The following is a 17,606-nucleotide window of genomic DNA, read 5'->3' as shown; positions in this document are numbered from 1 at the left end:
CCAGACAGCACAGTAGTCTGAGCATGCTGATAAGCCACAAAAAAAACGGCCCATAGAAGGAGTTCAGGGTGCGCATCCATATCCTCGTGCTGGCTCTGCTCTGGTGCACTACCGTTTTCGCTAACCCCTCCTTCAACGATCTGAGCACTGACTGGCGCCAGGGCGAGCGCTGGCTCACGGTGGAGACGCCCCACTTTCGCATTCACTACCGCGAGGGGGCTGAAGACTGGGTGGCACATACGGCGGACCGGGCCGAGGCGGCGCATGCGCGGCTGAGTGAGGAACTGAATTGGCAACCCCGGCAGCGCACCGAGCTGGTGCTGACCGATAACTATGATCTCGCCAATGGCTGGGCCAGTGCCCTGCCCTTCAACCAGAGCCGTTTGTTTCTGTCGCCACCGGATCGCTTCAACAGTCTGGAAAATCACGACGACTGGCTGGACATGTTGATCACCCACGAATACACCCATGTGCTGCATCTGGACAAAGGCGACGGCGTGCCGCTTGGCGTGCGCCGGGTGCTGGGGCGCTTTCCGTTTCTGTTTCCGAATCAGTTCCAGCCCACCTTCATGATCGAAGGGCTGGCGATCCAGAAGGAGTCCGATGCCGAGCGCCTCCGTGGCCGTGCCTACAGTGCGCTGTACGAAGGTGAGATACGCGCGCAGGTTGCCGCCGGGCCGCGCAGTCTGTCGCAAGTCAGCGTCACCAACCGGCGCTGGCCGTCGGGGGATGGCTATCTGTATGGCGCCTTTTTCTATCGCTTTCTGGAAGAAACCCGGGGTCAGGCACGCATTGATGCACTGATCGAGGATTACAGCAGCAATCTGCTGCCCTTTGCGTTGAACAGCACGGCGCGGCGCGTTTACGGAGCACGCTTCCCGGCATTGTGGGCGGCGTATCAGCAGTGGCTGCAAGACACCTTTGCAGAAGACGGCGCGCCGCTCTCGGGTGAGGCCCTGACACATCACGGGCTGGCGAGCTATCCACCGGTGGTGCGCGGCGATGCGCTCTATCGCATACATGATGACGGCCATGCCCGACCGCGTCTGGTGCGCTATCGCGCTGGCATGGCACCCGAGACCATCGCACGCCCCCGCAATCCGGGACTGTTTGATGTGAGTACGCGCGGCCACATCGTCATGGCCAGCGCGCAGCTGCGGCGGGAAAACCGGCTGTGGAGTGACCTGTATCTTCATGACGGGCGCCGCTGGCAGCGACTGACGCGGGATGGCCGGTATCGTGAGGCGCGCTGGCTGGATGCCGACACGCTGATCGCGCGGCGGCAGATCAACGGCCTGCCCGCCTTGCACCGGTTGCGCAGCAACGGCGAGGATCTCGGCCCGGTATGGCAGGGCCGGCACGGTGAGGTGCTGGGGCAATTCAGCCTCCACCCGGACGGCACGCATCTGGTCGCAGCGTTCAAGCCTGCGGGCCGTAGTTGGCAGCTGGCGCGGATTGATGTGCCGGCACAGGATGAACACGGCACTGATCGGGAAAGCGGCACGCTGACACTGCTGACGGACAATGATTTCATTCAGGGCGAGCCCAGCTTTGTCGAGGATGGCAGCCTGTTGTTCAGCGCCGATTATCCACCCGCTGATGGCACGGGGCGCAGTCGGCGTTTCAACAGCTGGCGCTTGCCCGCCGAGGGCGGCGCGCCGGAACGTCTTACTGATGTGAACACGGCGGCGATGACGCCCGTGCAGACCCGGGATGGCACTGTGTATGTGCAGCATCTGTCTGCCAGCGGCTACGACCTGTGGCGGCTGCACGACGCCACAGCCCTCGCCGACGCGGCGGCGGACGCAAACCATCAGGCACAACCCTCGCTGCACACTACGCCAGGCGAAGCGCTTGCTACGCCCGACAGTACGCCCGGCCTCAGCCCGGGCCCCCGCCCCGATCCCGAGGCGCGCCTGGACGCCGAAACGCGACCGTATCGGCCGTGGTACAGCCTGCGCCCGCGCTGGTGGCTGCCGGTGTTGCTGGCCAATGACGACAGCCTTCAGGCGGGCTTCTCCACCGCCGGGCAGGACGCCCTGGGGGAGCATCAGTATGCGTTGACCCTCACCTGGGAGACCCGCAGCGAAGAACCGGCGGGCTTTGCCACCTGGCAGTTCAGCAACCGCTGGCTGCTGTTCGGTGAGCGCGACCTGTCATTCTCCAGCGACGATGGCGAGGTGACCCGCGTACGCGCCTCCGACACGCTGAGCCTGTCTCGTCTGAATCTGTGGAATGCCCTGCACGACCGGCTGGAATTGCGCGCCGGTGTGTTTGTGGAGCGCGACAGCGACCGCTTTGTGGCCGATGGTATTGCGCCCTTTATTGATCGCCAGCGCGGCCTCGCGGGGCTGGCGCTGCTGTACGACAACCGCCAGCAGTTCCGCTACAGCATCAGCCCCGCTGCCGGGCGCCGCATTGCGCTGACCGCTGAAACCAATGACGCGCTCAGCAGTGATTTCGAGGGTGAGGTGTACAGCCTGGATTATCGCGAATTTCTGCATCTGGGCCGCTCTCACGTGCTGGCACTGCGCGCAGCGGGCAGCTGGGGAACCGACGCACCCAAGCCCGTGCGGTTGGGCGATCATCCGGGAGAAAGCCTGAGCGTATTCGGGCGCGACCGCTATCTGCTGCGCGGCTACCCGGACAACGAGATTTTCGGTCGCCGTGCCGCACTGGGCAGTGTCGAGTGGCGCTTCCCGCTGGCGCGCATTCAGCGTAACGCGCAAACCTGGCCACTGGGCGTGCGTGATCTGCACGGCGCGCTGTTCAGCGACACCGGCGCGGTCTGGAATGACACCCCCGGCCCGCGCGACGACACCGCCTTTACCAGCGTCGGCGGCGAGATCACCACCGAACTGGTACTGGGCTACAACCTGATACTGCCCCTGCGCCTGGGCGTGGCGCACGGGCTGGACAACACCCTGGGCGAAACCCGGGGCTATATCGCCCTGGGTGCCGCTTTTTGAAGACGATCCCGAAACAAGGAGCTCAGAGGTCCTGCGCCAGCCAGGGCAGTTGTGCGGTGAGTTCGTGCAGGCGGGCCTCCAGGGAGGCGGCGTCGCGGGTGAACAGGTTGAAGTGGCCCATCTTGCGGCCGGGGCGCACCGGGGATTTGGCATACCAGTGCAGGTGCAGATCGGGGATGTGCAGCCACTCCGGGTCCCAGGCTTCGCCGATAATGTTGATCATGGCGGCGCAGCCGTGCAGTTGCGGAGCGGCCAGGGGCAGATTGCAGAGGGCACGCAGGTGCAGCTCGAACTGGCAGGCACTGGCGGCGTCCTGGCTCCAGTGGCCGGAGTTGTGGACGCGCGGCGCCAGTTCGTTCACCAGCAGGCCCCTGTCGGTGTCGAACAGCTCCATGGCCATGACGCCGACATAGCCCAGGTGGTCCATGATGCGGCCCAGCCAGTCTTCGGCTTCGGCCTGCAGGTCCGCAACGCGGGCGCCGGTCTCGGTCATCGGGGCCCGGGTCAGGCGCAGGATGCCGTCGCGGTGCCGGTTTTCCACCAGCGGCAGGAACACCTTCTCACCATTGGCGTTGCGGGCACCCACCAGTGACAGTTCGCGGCTGAAATCAATGTGCGTTTCGATGATGGCGCTGTCGGCCGGTGGCAGGTCGCCGCCTTTGCTCAGGGCCCACTGGCCCTTGCCGTCGTAGCCGCCGCGGCGGGATTTGAGCCGGGCGCGCTGACCGAAATCCGCCATGGCGGTGGGCGCGTCGCCATGCCACAGGCCCCAGGGCGCGGTGGCGATGGCCAGCTCATCGAGCATGGTCTTCTGCTGGGCACGGTCCGGCAGCAGTGCATAGGTGTCGGCGTTGGGGAATTTCTCGTGGCTGATGAGCGCTTGCACCAATGGCGTCTGCGGGAAATGCTCACGTTCGGAGGTAATCACGTCGTAACGTGCCAGCACGGTGTCGGCGTCCAGGGTCTGGCGCAGGTCAGAGCCGCCAGCAATGATGTCGCCCTCTTCCGGGTGCAACCGGTCCACTACCACGCCAAGGCGCACGCCAGCTTCTGCCAGCATCATGCCCAGTTGCCCTTCACCGATCACCAGTACATGCCGCATCTGTGCTTATTTCCCGGTCTGGTCCAGTTCGGAACGATCGATGATGGCCGACTGACGCACCTCGTCGGCACGCTCGGCTTTCCAGTCCACCAGCTTCTGCATCAGCGCCGGTTCCTGCGTGGCCAGAATCTGTACCGCTAGCAGCCCGGCGTTATAAGCACCGGCACCACCAATGGCGAGAGTGCCCACGGACACGCCACGGGGCATCTGCACGATGGACAGGAGGCTGTCCAGGCCAGACAGCGCCTTGCTCTGCACCGGCACGCCCAGGACAGGCAACGGCGTCATCGAGGCGATCATGCCGGGCAGATGGGCGGCGCCACCCGCACCAGCGATGATGACCTTGACGCCCTGGGTGTGGGCCTCACGGCTGAATTCGAACAGGCGCTCGGGGGTGCGGTGGGCAGACACCACTTCAGCGTTCCACTGCACGCCAAACTGGTCGAGCACCTTGCAGGCCTCGCTCATTGTTGCCCAGTCGGAACGGGAGCCCATTACTACCGCCACGGGGTGCTGCATCGCCTCTCTCCACCTGACAGACCTGCGTCGGGCTGCTGCCCTGATCGCTGGCCAGGTAACGCCGGGGCCCGTTTCCTGAACGGCCGACCGGCAGTTGATTCACGCCTGTTCCCGCCTGCCCGATGCGGAAATACCACGCCGGGCGCCGCCATTCAAGCATTCCAGCAAGGGGGCGCCACAGGCTATACATCAGGGCGGGAGCGCAATGCTAGCATTCCGGGCCTCTGGGCGCCATTTTGCGGTGAACAAAAAAAGCCCCGCAAACGCGGGGCCTGAAGACGGGAGACACAGTCGAATCAGCGCAATCTTCCGTCAGTGCTGAACAGCGTCAGAAGTTGAACTGAGCGGACAAGGCAATCCGTGTCAGATCAAAGGTGTCGCCATCCGCCACCTCCAGATCGAAATACTGGTACTCGATGCCGTAGGTCATGGCCGTGGACGGCGACCACATCAGATTGAGGAAGGCCGAGTCGTAATGGGTCGTCGTGGTGCCACTGTAGGTGTCTGCATCGCGAATTCGCGACACCGAGTAAGCGGCCGTGCTGCGCAGCTGCTCGGTCCAGTAATGACGGTAGAAGACCGACGCGCCCCAGGCATCAACCCCGGCGATCTCGCCGCTGTCCACTACCGCATCCGGATAGGCGCGCAAGCCCATGTAACGACCCAGGTTGCCGTAATTGACCTGCAAACGGATATCGTCACGTCCGATAGTCGGGAAGCGTGCCGTCAGGCTGTAGGCATCCGCCCACTCGGTATCACGATCAACACCATCATCCAGCACCAGGCGGCGCGCGATACCCGCCGCGGACACATGCCCCCAACCGCCACGGAAGGTGAGCCGCGCGATCATGTCAGGGGTGTCCTGATGGTCAGCCCCCGTGTCCTCGGGATTCTCAATGGCGACCTGGAACATACCGCCATCGAAGGGCATGGTGTAACGCACCATGGTCTGGCGCACAAAGTTCACATTGGCTTGCTGGCCAAACGCAATCAGTTCACCGATCCCGTTGAGATCAGTGAATGTCGACCAGGTCTGGCCGATCAGCAGATTGCGGTACAGGCCGTAGGCTTCCCGCAGACGAGGAGCATAGCCATGGGACACAAACTCGTTTGCGGCAGTGTCCTCGCCGTAGAAGTCCCAGGACACGAAGGTCGTCAGCGTATCACCGGCTACCGGAGTACTTGTGCCGAAGCCGAAACGGCTTTGCCGCGCGCCCAGGTTGACCCGGTTCCCCTGATTGTCATCCAGCGTCTTGAGCGCACTCGGCGTCACGATTTCGTAATTGCGGCCATTGCTGAAGCCATTGTTGGACAGGGACAGGTCCGCCTTGACGTAGCCGCTGAACCGCAGCGTCGTATTACCGACCTGAATGCCGCCGTCGGGCGAACGGCGTACCAGGCCCGCCTCTTCCTCGGCGGTTCGTGGTGCCAGGTCCCTGCGCAGCGTCTCAATCTCTCTCTGCAACACATCAATCTGGCGTTGCAGCTCACTTGCCTCCCGGGCCCCTGTCTCCTGGGCCAGCGCCGGGGTTGTCAGAAGCGCCAGTGAACTGACCAGCGCCACGGCGCCTGCGTTTTTCCTGATTGGATTGAACATGAGCGATCCTCATTTTTTGTTTTCGAGGGTCGTGACCCACGAGTCTGAACCGGCGCCCTCACCCGGCTGCAGCGCAGCCGGCACTCTCCCGAGAAGGAGGAGCGCGGTGTGTCCAGAGCGTCCCGTTGCTGTAGCGCACGGCACAGGGACGCCCACTGATTCATCTGCGTTGTCGGGCAGACGAAACCTCAGAGCTGACTCCGCATATGGCATCTCGGCGTCGGCTCACAATCTCAGCCGGACTCATCCGGCGATGGCTTACCGAGCAGAAAGGATCCGCGACCTGTCGCCACTTTCCGGTCCTGGTCATCAAACACATCCGCATTGCCGACCGTGACCTGACGACCGTGCTTGATGATGCTGGCCCGGGCGCGCAGGCGGCCCCGCCCCGCCGGACGCAGGAAGCTGACATTCAGGTCCACGGTCAGCGGCCGGGAGTCGGCGCCACTGGCACCACGCACCGCCGTACCCAGCACGGTGTCTATCAGTACGCAGTAGATGCCGCCGTGCACCATGCCGTACGCCTGTAACAAGCGCTCATGCACGGGCAGGGTTATCTCGGCAACCGGCCCGTCCACAAATGCCACTTCCACGCCCAGGAACTGGCGAAATGGATTGGTCAAGGTCCAGGCGATTTCGTCTTCCGTTGTCCAGGGCATCTCAAGACACCTGCCGGGTGCGATCGGACCAGTAGGGCTCGCGCAGCACATGCTTGAGCACCTTGCCTGGGCCGGACAGCGGTAGCTCGGAAACAAACGCGACGGATTTCGGCACCTTGTAGCCGGCCAATGCGGCCCGGCAGAAATCGCACAGCGCCTGCTCGGTGACGGCCGCACCGGGTCGCAGCACCACCACAGCGTGGACGGCTTCGCCCCATCTTTCGCTGGGAATACCGATGACGGCGCAGGACGCCACGGCGTCATGCCGCGCCAGTACGTTCTCGACTTCCGCTGAATAGACGTTCTCGCCACCGCTGATGATCATGTCCTTGATGCGATCAACGATGTACAGATAGCCCTGTTCGTCCATGTAGCCACCGTCGCCGGTGTGCATCCAGCCGTCGCGCAACGCATCGGCGGTGGCCTGGGGATTATTCCAGTAGCCGAGCATCACGTTTGGCCCGCGCACCGTCACTTCACCTGAAACGCCACGCGGCACTTCGTGCCCGTTTTCATCCACGATGCGCACTTCCACACACAGTCCCGCACGCCCGGCAGAGCGCACGATGCCGGAATCCCATGCCTCGGGAAGATGGTTGAACCAGGGATTGATGCTGATCACCGGTGCTGTTTCGGTCATGCCATAAGCATGAGAAAACTGTGCCTCCGGAAAGGCCTGCATGGCACGTTCAAGCAAGGCGAGCGAGATCGGTGACGCACCATAGGTGATGCGCGCCAGACAGCTCAGGTCGTAATCAGGGAATTGCGGATGATCAAGCATCATCTGGATCATGCTCGGCACCAGCACGATGTCGTTGATGCGCTCGCGGCTGATCAGCGCCATCACCTCCTCGACCCGAAAGGCCGGGACAGCAACGCTGGTACCCGCGACAATAACCTGCGTGATCAGTTTGCCCAGGCTCGCAGTATGAAACAGCGGCGCCACATAAAGGCTGACATGGTGCGGCAAAGGCATGCCTTCCGCCATGCGGGCAATGGCTGAACTCCACAGATTCCGATGCGACAGCATGACGCCCTTGGGGAACCCGGTGGTGCCGCCGGTATAGAGAATGCAGGCCAACGCATCGCCGCCGCGCCGGCAATCATCCACTGGCATGGCGCCATCCAGCCATTGCGCCAATGAAACAGCGCCTGACGGCGTAGCGCCCTGCCCCACATGCACCACCGTGTTGAGGGACGTCGACTCACGCAACAGCCACGTTGCCATGGATGAAAATTCGTCATCGATAAACAGCAGCGTGGTATCACTTTCATCCAGCGCATAGACTATCTCGGCCAGACTCCAGCGTGTGTTGACGGGCACGCATACCGCGCCTGCCCACCAGCAGCCGAGAAAGTAGCCGCTGTGAAAATCACTGTTGAGCGCCAGAATGCCGACGCGCTCCCCCGCTGCTATGCCAACACGCTGCAGGCCGCCGGCAAGCCTGGCGCAAAGATCGGCCAGCTCGCGATAGCTCGTGCGACGATCATCTTGCACTGTCGCAATACGATCCGGAAATTGCTGCACTGCGCGGTGCAGCCCCTGCGTCAGATACATGGTGTATTCTTCCTCTGCAACGCATTCGGCACTAGATCAGATAAATGCTGTCAGCTCGTCCGGTCAGTCGAGTTGCACACCGACTTCCTGGATGATGTCGCGCCACATGGCGTTGTCACGTTTGACAACCGGCGCAAACTCCGCACCAGGAAGCGGATCAATGATCAGCGAAAGATTCTCGATACGTTCGATAACGGCAGGGTCTTGCAATGCTTTCATGGCGCTGTCGGACACACGCGATGCGATTTCCGGGTCCAGTCCCTTCGGGCCGAAGAATCCGAACCAGCCGCGCGTCGACATGCGCTCATAGCCCAACTCTTCGAATGTCGGTACGTCCGGCATCGCGGGCATGCGGTCCGGGCCTGTGACAGCCAGCGCGTTCATCCTGCCACTGCGCACGTGCGGCACCGCCCCCACACCGGACATGATCACGGCGGTGATCTGTCCGCCGAGCAGATCGGTAACGGAAGGCGCTTCGCCGCGATAAGGCACATGCACCCAATCCAGATCCGTTTGCTCCGTAAAGGCATGCATATAAAGATGCCCGGAGGAGCCGGCACCGTAACTGCCATAAACATGGCTGCGCGGCTCGGCCTTGACGCGTGCCACCAGCTCTTCCGGCGTAGTAATGCCCGACCTGGAAAGTACCGTGACCACAAGCGGCGTCGTAACAAGCTGTGCTACAGGCACCAGATCTTCAACCGGGTCAAACGGTGGCTTGCTGAGAAGATGAGGCGCCTGAATCAGCGAAGAGATGGTCAGCAGCAAGGTGTATCCATCGGCGCTTGCATTGACGACGGCTTCGGCGCCGATCATTGCACCCGCACCAGAACGATTGTCCACAATGATCGGCTGCCCGAGATCGCGGCTCATGAAATCACCCAGCACGCGGGCCAGTGAATCCGTCGCGCCACCGGGCGGGAAAGGCACCACGACGCGTATCGGTTTTTCCGGGTAGGCAGTGCTTGCCAGAACGGGGGAAACCAGCACGGAAATTGCCAAGGCCAGGCTGGCCAGAATCTGTAATGGTGCTTGTGTTATCCGCATCATGAAATGCTCCTTCAAGCAGGTTTTTCTTGATATGTGCCTCATAGTGAAACCGGGACCGGTCAGTCACAATGGCGGTTTCGATCAGTTCCCATTGGCCAAACAGGCCGAACCGGAAATTTTTTGAGGTTTTCGTCATGCCCGGCATAAACCGGAAAATAATCTGCATCAGAAAGAGCACGGCAAAGCGCCGCTACATGCCCCTTTGCGGAAGCTGTTACCCGAGGTAACACCAGAAGATATGACGTCACACAAAGCGAACTAGAGGAAAAAATAATTCGCCAACGACAGCCATAACGCACATACCAACACCCCGACGGCGACATAGACGCCATTCCAGCGCCAACCCAATGTTTGTGGGCTGACACCAATCAACTGGCTACTGATCAGCACGGTGGTGGCCACGGGCGAGCAACTCACGGCCAGTGCCCATCCGCTGGCAATACTCAATGCCAGCAGCTCTGCAGAAATGCCGAACACTGCTGGCTGCGCCATAGAGGCCAGCAGTATTGTGGCGACCAGTATCGGGTTCAGGCCCAGCTGCGGCAGCGCTGTCATGAGCACCAGCACCAGCAATGCGACCGGCAGCCCATGCAACCCCACGTGTGCCATGGCATCGGCAAAGGCATGCACCGGCAGCATGGCAGCCACCAGGGTCCCCATTAATGCACCGGCGCATAACACCGCCGTTTCTGCACGCAAACCACTGAACTGAGCAGGCGCGCGTCGTCGAAGACGCGTCAGCGAAAACAGGAAGCCACGGCCAGGACCGAAACGGCGAAACTGCATTGTCAGCCAGATCAATGCCGCAACAGGGGCAACCAGAAGAATGGCCAGTGCCAGTGTGACCTGCAGCCATTGCTCCACCAGCACCGCTGCGATGAACACCGCGCCCACCAGCAACAAAAAACGCAACACCGGATGCCCGCTCTCCGGCCCGGCGGTGAGCGCCGGTATACGACCCACCAGATGACGGGGTGCATCACGCCGATCCAGAAAAATGCCCAGCAGCATCAGCAGCACCGTGGCACCCAATCCCAAAGGCCAGAATCGCCACCACTGCAATGCCGGGAAAACCGAAAGAATCACCGCCATGGTCATGGTCAGCGGTGACCCCAGCGGCGATGTAGAGAAGCCTCGGGTGATCGCCGTCGACATGCGCCGGGTCCGTGCGGCACGGACTTCGCTATCGCCTCCCGCCAGCACCAGGCTGTTGGCGCGTCGCGCCATGACTCCGAGAAGATTCAGCACCGCCATGTTCAGCAGTACGCCAATCATGAGCGAGCCCGCGCTCAGGGTAGCGTAACGCTTGGTTGGCGGTTGATTGATGATGACGCGGCCGCACTGTCGCACCAATGGCGAGGTTTCAGCAGCCTCACGCAGGTAGGACAGCGCCGCAAGAAACGTAGCGAACCAGGCGGCGCGGCCAAAGCCTTCAAGCAATGCCTGTTGTGGCGCGGGCATCCGCAAGAAGAAGATGCACAGCACAAAGACGGCAGCGACCAGGACGGTACGCGGAATGTTTCCCAGCCGCGGCCACTCGCTCAGCAGATACAGCACCAGCGCCACAAATCCGGGAATCGCCAGTGGCATCCAGCCCGTCAGCTGATAGCTGATGGTGGAAAGCATTACCACTGGTAGTAACAGCACCCGCATTCCCGCCACTCCTCTCTATCTTCTGCCCTGCACCAACAAAAAAGGCCGGCGAGCTCTACGCAACGCCGGCCAGGCTGCCATGCATGGTGTCGTATCAGGCCGTCGCCGCCCGCACCATATTCCGGGCGATGATGATCTGCTGAATCTGGGTTGTCCCTTCATAAATACGGAACAAACGCACATCACGGTAGAAGCGCTCGATACCGTATTCCGTCATGTACCCGGCGCCACCGAAGATCTGCACGGCGCGATCCGCCACGCGCCCACACATTTCCGAGGCGTACATCTTGCAGCAGGCAGCTTCGGTCACGATGTCCTCACCCAGATCACGGCGGCGGGCCGCATCCAGCACCATGCTTCGGGCCGCATAGAGTTCAGCCTTGCTGTCTGCCAGCATCGCCTGCACCAACTGGAAATCGGCAATACGCTGGCCGAACTGCTGGCGCTCGATGGCGTAATTCAGGGCATCATTCAGCATGCGCTCGGCCACGCCGACGCAGATGGCGCCAATATGAATACGGCCCTTGTCCAGCACCTTCATCGCCGTCTTGAAGCCCCGGCCTTCCTGAAGGCCAATGATATTGGCGGCGGGCACACGACAGTCTTCAAAAATGACGTCGCAGGTGTGCGCGCCTCGCTGGCCCATCTTGCGGTCGTTCTTGCCGAAGCTGATACCCGGCGTGCGGGCGTCAACGATAAAGGCTGAAATACCACCTGCGCCCTTGTCGTCCGGATTCGTGCGCGCCATCAGGGTAAATACCCCCGCGTGGGGCGCGTTGGTGATAAAACGCTTGGTGCCGTTGATCACATACTCGTCGCCGTCGCGCACTGCGGCGGTACGAATCGAGGCGGCGTCCGAGCCTGAGCCCGGTTCGGTCAGGGCAAACGAGGCGATCACCTCTCCCGATGCCAGGCGCGGCAACCAGGCTTGCTTCTGCTCCTCTGTGCCATCCATCAGGATGCCCTGGGAACCGATACCCACCGTGGTGCCGATCAGTGAGCGAAACGCAGGGGAGGTCTTGCCCAGTTCGAACATCACCAGGGACTCTTCTTCCATGGTCAGTTCCAGCCCACCGTAGGCCTCGGGCACGGTCAGGCCGAACAGGCCCATGTCTTTCATTTGCGCAACGATGGATTCCGGAATGGCGTCGGTTTCTGCTACAAGATCCTCATTGGGCACCAGCGTGTCACGCACGAAGCTGGATACCGTATCGAGAAAGGCGTTCATCATTTCCTGGTCACGAATCATGGGACACTCTCGCATTCTGCTGAATAAGTTATAACGTCTCGGCGGTGCCAAGAATCGCCGTGGACTGGCTCGACAGGGTGCCGCCATTGCCGTGGGCCAGCGCTGTCTGCACGCCCGCGATCTGACGATCGCCGCATTCGCCACGCAACTGCTGCACCGCTTCAATCAGCGCAAAAATGCCGTACATGCCCGGGTGCCCCCAGGACAGGCCGCCACCGTTGGTATTCACCGGCAAGTGGCCACCGGGCGCGATGCCGCCGTTTTCCACGAAGGCACCGCCCTCGCCTTTCTTGCAGAAACCGAGGTCTTCCAGAAACAGCAACGTATTGATGGTGAAGGCGTCATACAGCTGTGCCACCTGGATGTCCTGCGGCGTCAGCCCGGCCATGGCGAAGGCGGCACGGCCGGAATCCACCGTAGCCGTCACGGTCAGGTCCTCCATTGAGGAAATCTGACGGTTCCAGCAAGCGGTGCCATTGCCCAGCACATAGACCGGCGGACGCGGCAGATCCTTCGCGCGTTCGGCGCGGACCAGCACATAGGCGCCGCCGCCGTCGGTGACCAGACAGCAATCCCGCACGGTCAGCGGGTCCGACACCATGCGGGCATCCAGCACATCCTGCAGGGACAGCGGGGCGCGATCGTAGGCGCCAGGATGACGTTGCGCCCATTGCCGCGCCGCCACCGCCACCTCGGCCAGTTGCTCACGCGTCGTGCCGTACTCATGCATGTGCCGCGCCGCCGACAAGGCATAGGCCGAGGGCGGCAGTATCGGATCGTAGGGATGCTCATAGGGTTGCGGATCGAGCATCCGGCGGCTGGCAACAATTTCGCGGCGGTTGAAAGTGGACGAGCGCTGCGCGCTGCCATAACACACCAGCACCGCATTGCACTGGCCGCTCTGCAGCGCCAGCATGGCCGGCATCAGGTGCGCGATAAAACTGGAACCGCCTAGCATGGTGCCGTCAATAAAGCCCGGACGGATGCCCAGGTGTTCCACCACGGCCATCGGCCACATGGTGGCGGTCACACTGGCCGTGCACAGACCATCAATGTCCTGCATGGTCAGCCCGGCGTCGGCCACGGCGCGCTTGGCGGCACCGGCCAGCAATTCCATATCGGTATAACCGGGCACCTTGCCGCACCCGAAGGTTGCCGCCCCGGCGATGGCAACACTGCCACGCAGTGAGGGATCAATATTCTGGGTCATTGCTGCTCTCCTGGCGTTGTAAACAGCACCAGCGCCTGGCCGTCTTTCATGCCGACATGGGCCGTTACGCGCATGCCGATATGCACCGCCTCCGGCGCCACGCCCTCGACGCGACTCATCATGCGAACGCCCTCATCCAGATCCACCAGCGACACGTTATAGTCGCCGCCCGCTTCGTCCTTGCGCCGCACGGTGGTCACCGAATAAACCGTGCCCTGGCCCGAGGCGGGCACCCACGACAACGCGTCCGCGCCGCAGTGGGGGCAAAGTTCACGCGGGTAGAAGACATGCCGATCACAGGCACCGCACTGCTGCAGCATGAACTCACCCTGATCCAGCCTGGCCTGCCAGGCCCTCTGTACGCCTGTTTCGTTGTCACTCATCTGTGCTCTCCAAAAACGCTGCACTCGCCAACAAGGCGTCCGTTACACCGGGTCCCAGCAAAACACATCGCCGGAGCGTTCCAGCGGATAGCAGGACGCCTCCAGCGCGGGCAGTGCATGGTCCAGCACGGTCTGCGGGGTCCAGCCTTCACTGCGATGCACAGAGCGCACCGGGCGCGGCTGGCTCATCAGCAGGATTTCGTTATTGCGCACCGCAAAGATCTGGCCGCTGATAGCGGATGCATCGCTCAACAGCGTGACTGCCAGCGGCGCAATCTTCGCCGGTGTCATCTGCTTGAAGCGCTCGACGCGCCGCTTCTCTTCCGGCGTTTCCGTCGGCACCGATCCGGTCATGCGGCTCCAGGCAAAAGGCGCGATGCTGTTTGAACGCACGTTGAATTTCTGCATGTCCAGCGCGATGGATTTGGATAACGCCACCACGCCCAGCTTGGCCGCTGAATAGTTGGCCTGGCCGAGATTACCGATCAGGCCCGACGTCGAGGTCATGTGCACATAGGCACCGCTGCCCTGTGCCTTGAAATGCGGCGCCGCAGCGCGGCTGACGTAGTAGGCGCCATACAGATGCACTCGAATCACGGCGTCCCATTCCGGTTCCGCCATCTTGTGAAAGAAGCGATCACGCAAAATACCGGCATTGTTGACGATGCCATCAATGCGCCCGAAGGTATCCAGCGCGGCGCCGATAATCTGCTCAGCACTGGCGGCGTCGGAGACACTGTCCGTGCTCGCCACCGCTTCGCCACCGGCGCGGATAATCTCATCCACCACCTGCTGCGCCGGACCGGCATCGAGGCCGTCGCCCGCGAGCGATGCACCGATATCGTTGACCACCACGCGCGCGCCCTGGCTGGCTGCCGACAACGCAATGTCGCGGCCGATACCGCCACCGGCGCCGGTGACCACAATGACTTTTCCTTCCAGCAACGCTGAATCTGACATGACAAGGTTCCTCGTACTCATTCAGGCCAGCGAAACATCGCCGGCTGTTTGTTCAGAAAGCGCGCGATCGCTTCGTGGTGGTAAGCACCGCCAAACACCAGCGATTGCGAGACCGCTTCAATATCCAGCATCGTGGACAGGTCACTGGTGCTCGAGGCAGTCACCGCGCGTTTGATCAGTGACACGGCCAGCGGCGAGGCACCCTCGAAACTGGCCGCCAATGCCAGGGCCCGGTCACGTAACTGCGCCACCGGCACGATCTCGCTGACAATCCCCAGCGCCAGAGCTTCCTCGGCATCGATCTCACGGGTGGACAACATCAGTTCGCGCGCCCGGCGCGGGCCGACAATGCGCGGCAAGGTGTAAAAGGCCCCGAGATCCGGCACCGCGCCCACGCGCATGAACGACATGCAGAAACGCGCGCGCGGTGTGGCGACAATAAAATCGGCGGCCAGCGCCAGACTGAACCCGGCGCCATAGGCCGGGCCATCCACTGCAGCAATCACCGGCCGATCCAGCAGCAGCAGATCCTTCAGCCAGCTGTGCAGATCCGCCATGCGATTGCGCCAGCCTTCGTTATCCAGTCCGGCGCTGCTGATGCCCTTGAGATCGCCCCCGGCGCAGAAGGCGCCGCCGGCACCCGCCAGCACCAGCGCATGCACATCACGATCGCTGCGCAATCGGGTCACCGTATCGCGCAGTTCATCGCGCATGGCTTCGTTCAGGGCATTACGCCGCTCCGGCCGGTTCAGCTCGAGCACGGCCACGCCCTGTTCCACTGAGTAACGTGTGGCGTTCATGGTTTTCTCACTGATGGTTTTCTCACTGATTGCGGGCCTGCCGCGACGCGGCGTAGGCCTCGGTATAGTCACGGCCGCCCAGCAACGAGCTGCCGCCATCCACGGTAAGCACGGCGCCGGTGACGAAACTGGCCAGCGGCGAGCACAGCACCAGGGCCATATCGGCAATCTCACGGGTGTTACCCAGACGCCGCAGCGGCACCGTGTCCGCCATCGCTTGCAGCGTGTCCGCCGACGGCGCCAGACGGCGCAGGCCTTCGGTGTCCCCGATCGGCCCCGGCACAAGGGAGTTGATGCGTATCCCCGCCTCGCCCCACTCGATGGCCAGCACGCGGGTCAGCATGTCGATCCCGGCCTTGGCGGCGCACACATGCGCCTGAAAGGCCGTGGGATTGAACGCCTGCGGCGCCGAGATGTTGAGCACCGCCGCTCCCGGTTTGCGCAGGAACGCGTGCGCCCCGCGCAAGACATTGAAGGTGCCGTTGAGGTCGATATCGATGACCGTGCGGAAGCCGTTCTCGGACATGCCGGTGGCCGGGGCCAGAAAATTACCGGCGGCCCCGGAGATCAGCACATCCAGCGGACCGAAGGCGTCCGAGGCCTGCTGCAGCGCCGCCTGCATGGCCGCATAATCGCGCACGTCGGCGCTGATACCCTGCGCTTCGGCGCCGTGCTGGCGCAGCCCGTCGGCGGCCGCTTCCACACGCTCGGCAGAACGGCTGACCAGCGTTACGCGCGCGCCCTGCCGTGCAAAGGCCTCGCCGATGGCCAGGTTGATGCCACTGCTGCCGCCGGCGACAAACACATGCCGCCCACTGAAATCCAGCGCCGACGCATACGGCTGTGCGTTATCTGAACTGCTCATACTGCCCTCGCTCATTCGATGCGGATGCCGGTCTGCTCGATCACCGAGGTCCACACGTCCAGGTCACTGCGCACCGTTTCGGCAAAGGTTTCCCGGTCATTGCCCACCGGACGCAGGCCAAAGCCGCGCATGACCTCGGAGACCTCGTCGGAGTGAATGATGCGGGCAATCTCTGTAGACAAGGTCTCAAGGATCGGCTCGGGCACGCCAGCCGGGGCGAACATGCCAAACCAGCCATAGGGGTCGAAGTTCTCCAGCCCCAGTTCACCCAGCGTCGGCACCTCGGGCACCAGTTCCGAGCGCTCGGCACCGGTCACGGCGATGACATTGAAGCGCCCGGAATCCAGATGCGCGCGCACCGATCCGGCATCGACAATGCCCAGGGTCAATCGCTCACCCAGCACATCGGTAATCAGCGGCGCCGCGCCCCGGTACGGGATATGCACCAGATCCATACCGGTCTGCTGTTTCAGCATCTCGCCATAGATATGCGCCGAAGTGCCGTTGCCGTAGGAGCCATAGCTGTGCTCGCCCGGCTCCGCTTTCACCCGCGCCAGCAGTTCCTCGAAGGTCGCGATGCCGTGGGACTTGGGCACCACCAGCAGGTTTTGTGAGCGCGCCACTTCGGTCAGCGGCGCGAAGTCCTCGGCGACATCGAACGGCAGGTTGGCATGCAGCGCGGGCAGCTGGGCCAACGCCACAATGCCCATCAGCAAGGTGTAGCCATCCTTGCGGCTGCGCGCCACCTGATTGCTGCCAGTAATACCGCTGGCACCGGGCCGGTTGTCCACGATCACCGATTGCCCCCAGGTCTCGGACATGCCCTGGGCAATCTGCCGGGCCAGCGTGTCGGTCGCGCCCCCGGCGGGGTACGGCACGATGATGCGAATGGTGCGTTCCGGGTAATCCGCCATCGCCAGGCTGGACACACTCAGCAGGCATACGGTCAGCAGCGCAGCAAGCGCCTTCATTGATGTTGTCAGCAACCTTGTCAGTAGCATGGGATAAACCTCCCGTTTGTCATTATCATTC

Annotated in this window: 15 protein-coding genes; 1 reads left to right on the top strand and 14 read right to left on the bottom strand. The window is 62.6% G+C overall.

What is annotated here, in order from left to right; genetic code table 11:
* Window positions 1–68 precede the first annotated feature (68 nt).
* Window positions 69–2,969, top strand: a complete 2,901-nt coding sequence (locus K8B33_RS00485; RefSeq protein ID WP_223422086.1) for a hypothetical protein — start codon at window positions 69–71, stop codon at window positions 2,967–2,969.
* Window positions 2,970–2,991: 22 nt separating this feature from the next.
* On the opposite strand, the gene K8B33_RS00480 is transcribed toward K8B33_RS00485, so the two are convergent.
* The 14 genes from K8B33_RS00480 to K8B33_RS00415 form a co-directional block, all read right to left on the bottom strand.
* Entirely contained in the window at window positions 2,992–4,071 is a 1,080-nt protein-coding gene (locus K8B33_RS00480; RefSeq protein ID WP_223422084.1) for a 5-(carboxyamino)imidazole ribonucleotide synthase, read from the bottom strand.
* A gap of 6 nt (window positions 4,072–4,077) precedes the next feature.
* Entirely contained in the window at window positions 4,078–4,590 is a 513-nt protein-coding gene (gene purE, locus K8B33_RS00475) for a 5-(carboxyamino)imidazole ribonucleotide mutase (RefSeq protein ID WP_223422081.1), read from the bottom strand.
* Between the two features lie 328 nt (window positions 4,591–4,918).
* Window positions 4,919–6,187 carry a DcaP family trimeric outer membrane transporter gene (locus K8B33_RS00470; RefSeq protein ID WP_223422079.1) on the bottom strand — a complete coding sequence of 423 codons (1,269 nt, stop codon included), beginning with the start codon at window positions 6,185–6,187 and terminating at the stop codon, window positions 4,919–4,921.
* Between the two features lie 233 nt (window positions 6,188–6,420).
* Complete coding sequence (locus K8B33_RS00465; protein WP_223422076.1) at window positions 6,421–6,846, bottom strand: PaaI family thioesterase; 426 nt, start codon at window positions 6,844–6,846, stop codon at window positions 6,421–6,423.
* A 1-nt stretch (window position 6,847) separates the two neighbouring features.
* On the bottom strand, window positions 6,848–8,404 hold the full coding sequence (locus K8B33_RS00460; protein WP_223422074.1) for a class I adenylate-forming enzyme family protein: 1,557 nt from the start codon (window positions 8,402–8,404) through the stop codon (window positions 6,848–6,850).
* A 63-nt stretch (window positions 8,405–8,467) separates the two neighbouring features.
* The gene (locus K8B33_RS00455) at window positions 8,468–9,454 is read right to left on the bottom strand and encodes a Bug family tripartite tricarboxylate transporter substrate binding protein (RefSeq protein WP_223422072.1); all 987 of its coding nucleotides are present in this window, start codon (window positions 9,452–9,454) and stop codon (window positions 8,468–8,470) included.
* A gap of 258 nt (window positions 9,455–9,712) precedes the next feature.
* Window positions 9,713–11,107: a hypothetical protein gene (locus tag K8B33_RS00450; protein ID WP_223422069.1), complete on the bottom strand. Its 1,395-nt coding sequence runs from the start codon at window positions 11,105–11,107 to the stop codon at window positions 9,713–9,715.
* Between the two features lie 94 nt (window positions 11,108–11,201).
* On the bottom strand, window positions 11,202–12,356 hold the full coding sequence (locus K8B33_RS00445) for an acyl-CoA dehydrogenase family protein (RefSeq protein ID WP_223422067.1): 1,155 nt from the start codon (window positions 12,354–12,356) through the stop codon (window positions 11,202–11,204).
* Between the two features lie 28 nt (window positions 12,357–12,384).
* Window positions 12,385–13,566 (bottom strand): thiolase, encoded by a 1,182-nt coding sequence (locus K8B33_RS00440; protein WP_223422065.1) that lies wholly within the window; start codon window positions 13,564–13,566, stop codon window positions 12,385–12,387.
* Window positions 13,563–13,949, bottom strand: a complete 387-nt coding sequence (locus tag K8B33_RS00435) for a Zn-ribbon domain-containing OB-fold protein (RefSeq protein ID WP_223422063.1) — start codon at window positions 13,947–13,949, stop codon at window positions 13,563–13,565. The genes K8B33_RS00440 and K8B33_RS00435 overlap by 4 nt, the downstream gene beginning before the upstream one ends.
* A gap of 42 nt (window positions 13,950–13,991) precedes the next feature.
* Window positions 13,992–14,909: an SDR family NAD(P)-dependent oxidoreductase gene (locus K8B33_RS00430; RefSeq protein WP_223422061.1), complete on the bottom strand. Its 918-nt coding sequence runs from the start codon at window positions 14,907–14,909 to the stop codon at window positions 13,992–13,994.
* A gap of 17 nt (window positions 14,910–14,926) precedes the next feature.
* Complete coding sequence (locus tag K8B33_RS00425) at window positions 14,927–15,709, bottom strand: enoyl-CoA hydratase/isomerase family protein (RefSeq protein ID WP_223422059.1); 783 nt, start codon at window positions 15,707–15,709, stop codon at window positions 14,927–14,929.
* A 22-nt stretch (window positions 15,710–15,731) separates the two neighbouring features.
* Window positions 15,732–16,574 (bottom strand): SDR family oxidoreductase, encoded by an 843-nt coding sequence (locus tag K8B33_RS00420; RefSeq protein WP_223422057.1) that lies wholly within the window; start codon window positions 16,572–16,574, stop codon window positions 15,732–15,734.
* 11 nt (window positions 16,575–16,585) lie between these two features.
* The gene (locus K8B33_RS00415) at window positions 16,586–17,575 is read right to left on the bottom strand and encodes a Bug family tripartite tricarboxylate transporter substrate binding protein (RefSeq protein WP_223422055.1); all 990 of its coding nucleotides are present in this window, start codon (window positions 17,573–17,575) and stop codon (window positions 16,586–16,588) included.
* Window positions 17,576–17,606 lie beyond the last annotated feature (31 nt).

The organism is Alcanivorax limicola, from assembly GCF_019931215.1.
Classification (GTDB): domain Bacteria; phylum Pseudomonadota; class Gammaproteobacteria; order Pseudomonadales; family Alcanivoracaceae; genus Isoalcanivorax; species Isoalcanivorax limicola.
The sequence above is the reverse complement of the archived record's forward strand: the minus strand, read 5'-3'. Positions and strand labels throughout refer to the sequence as shown.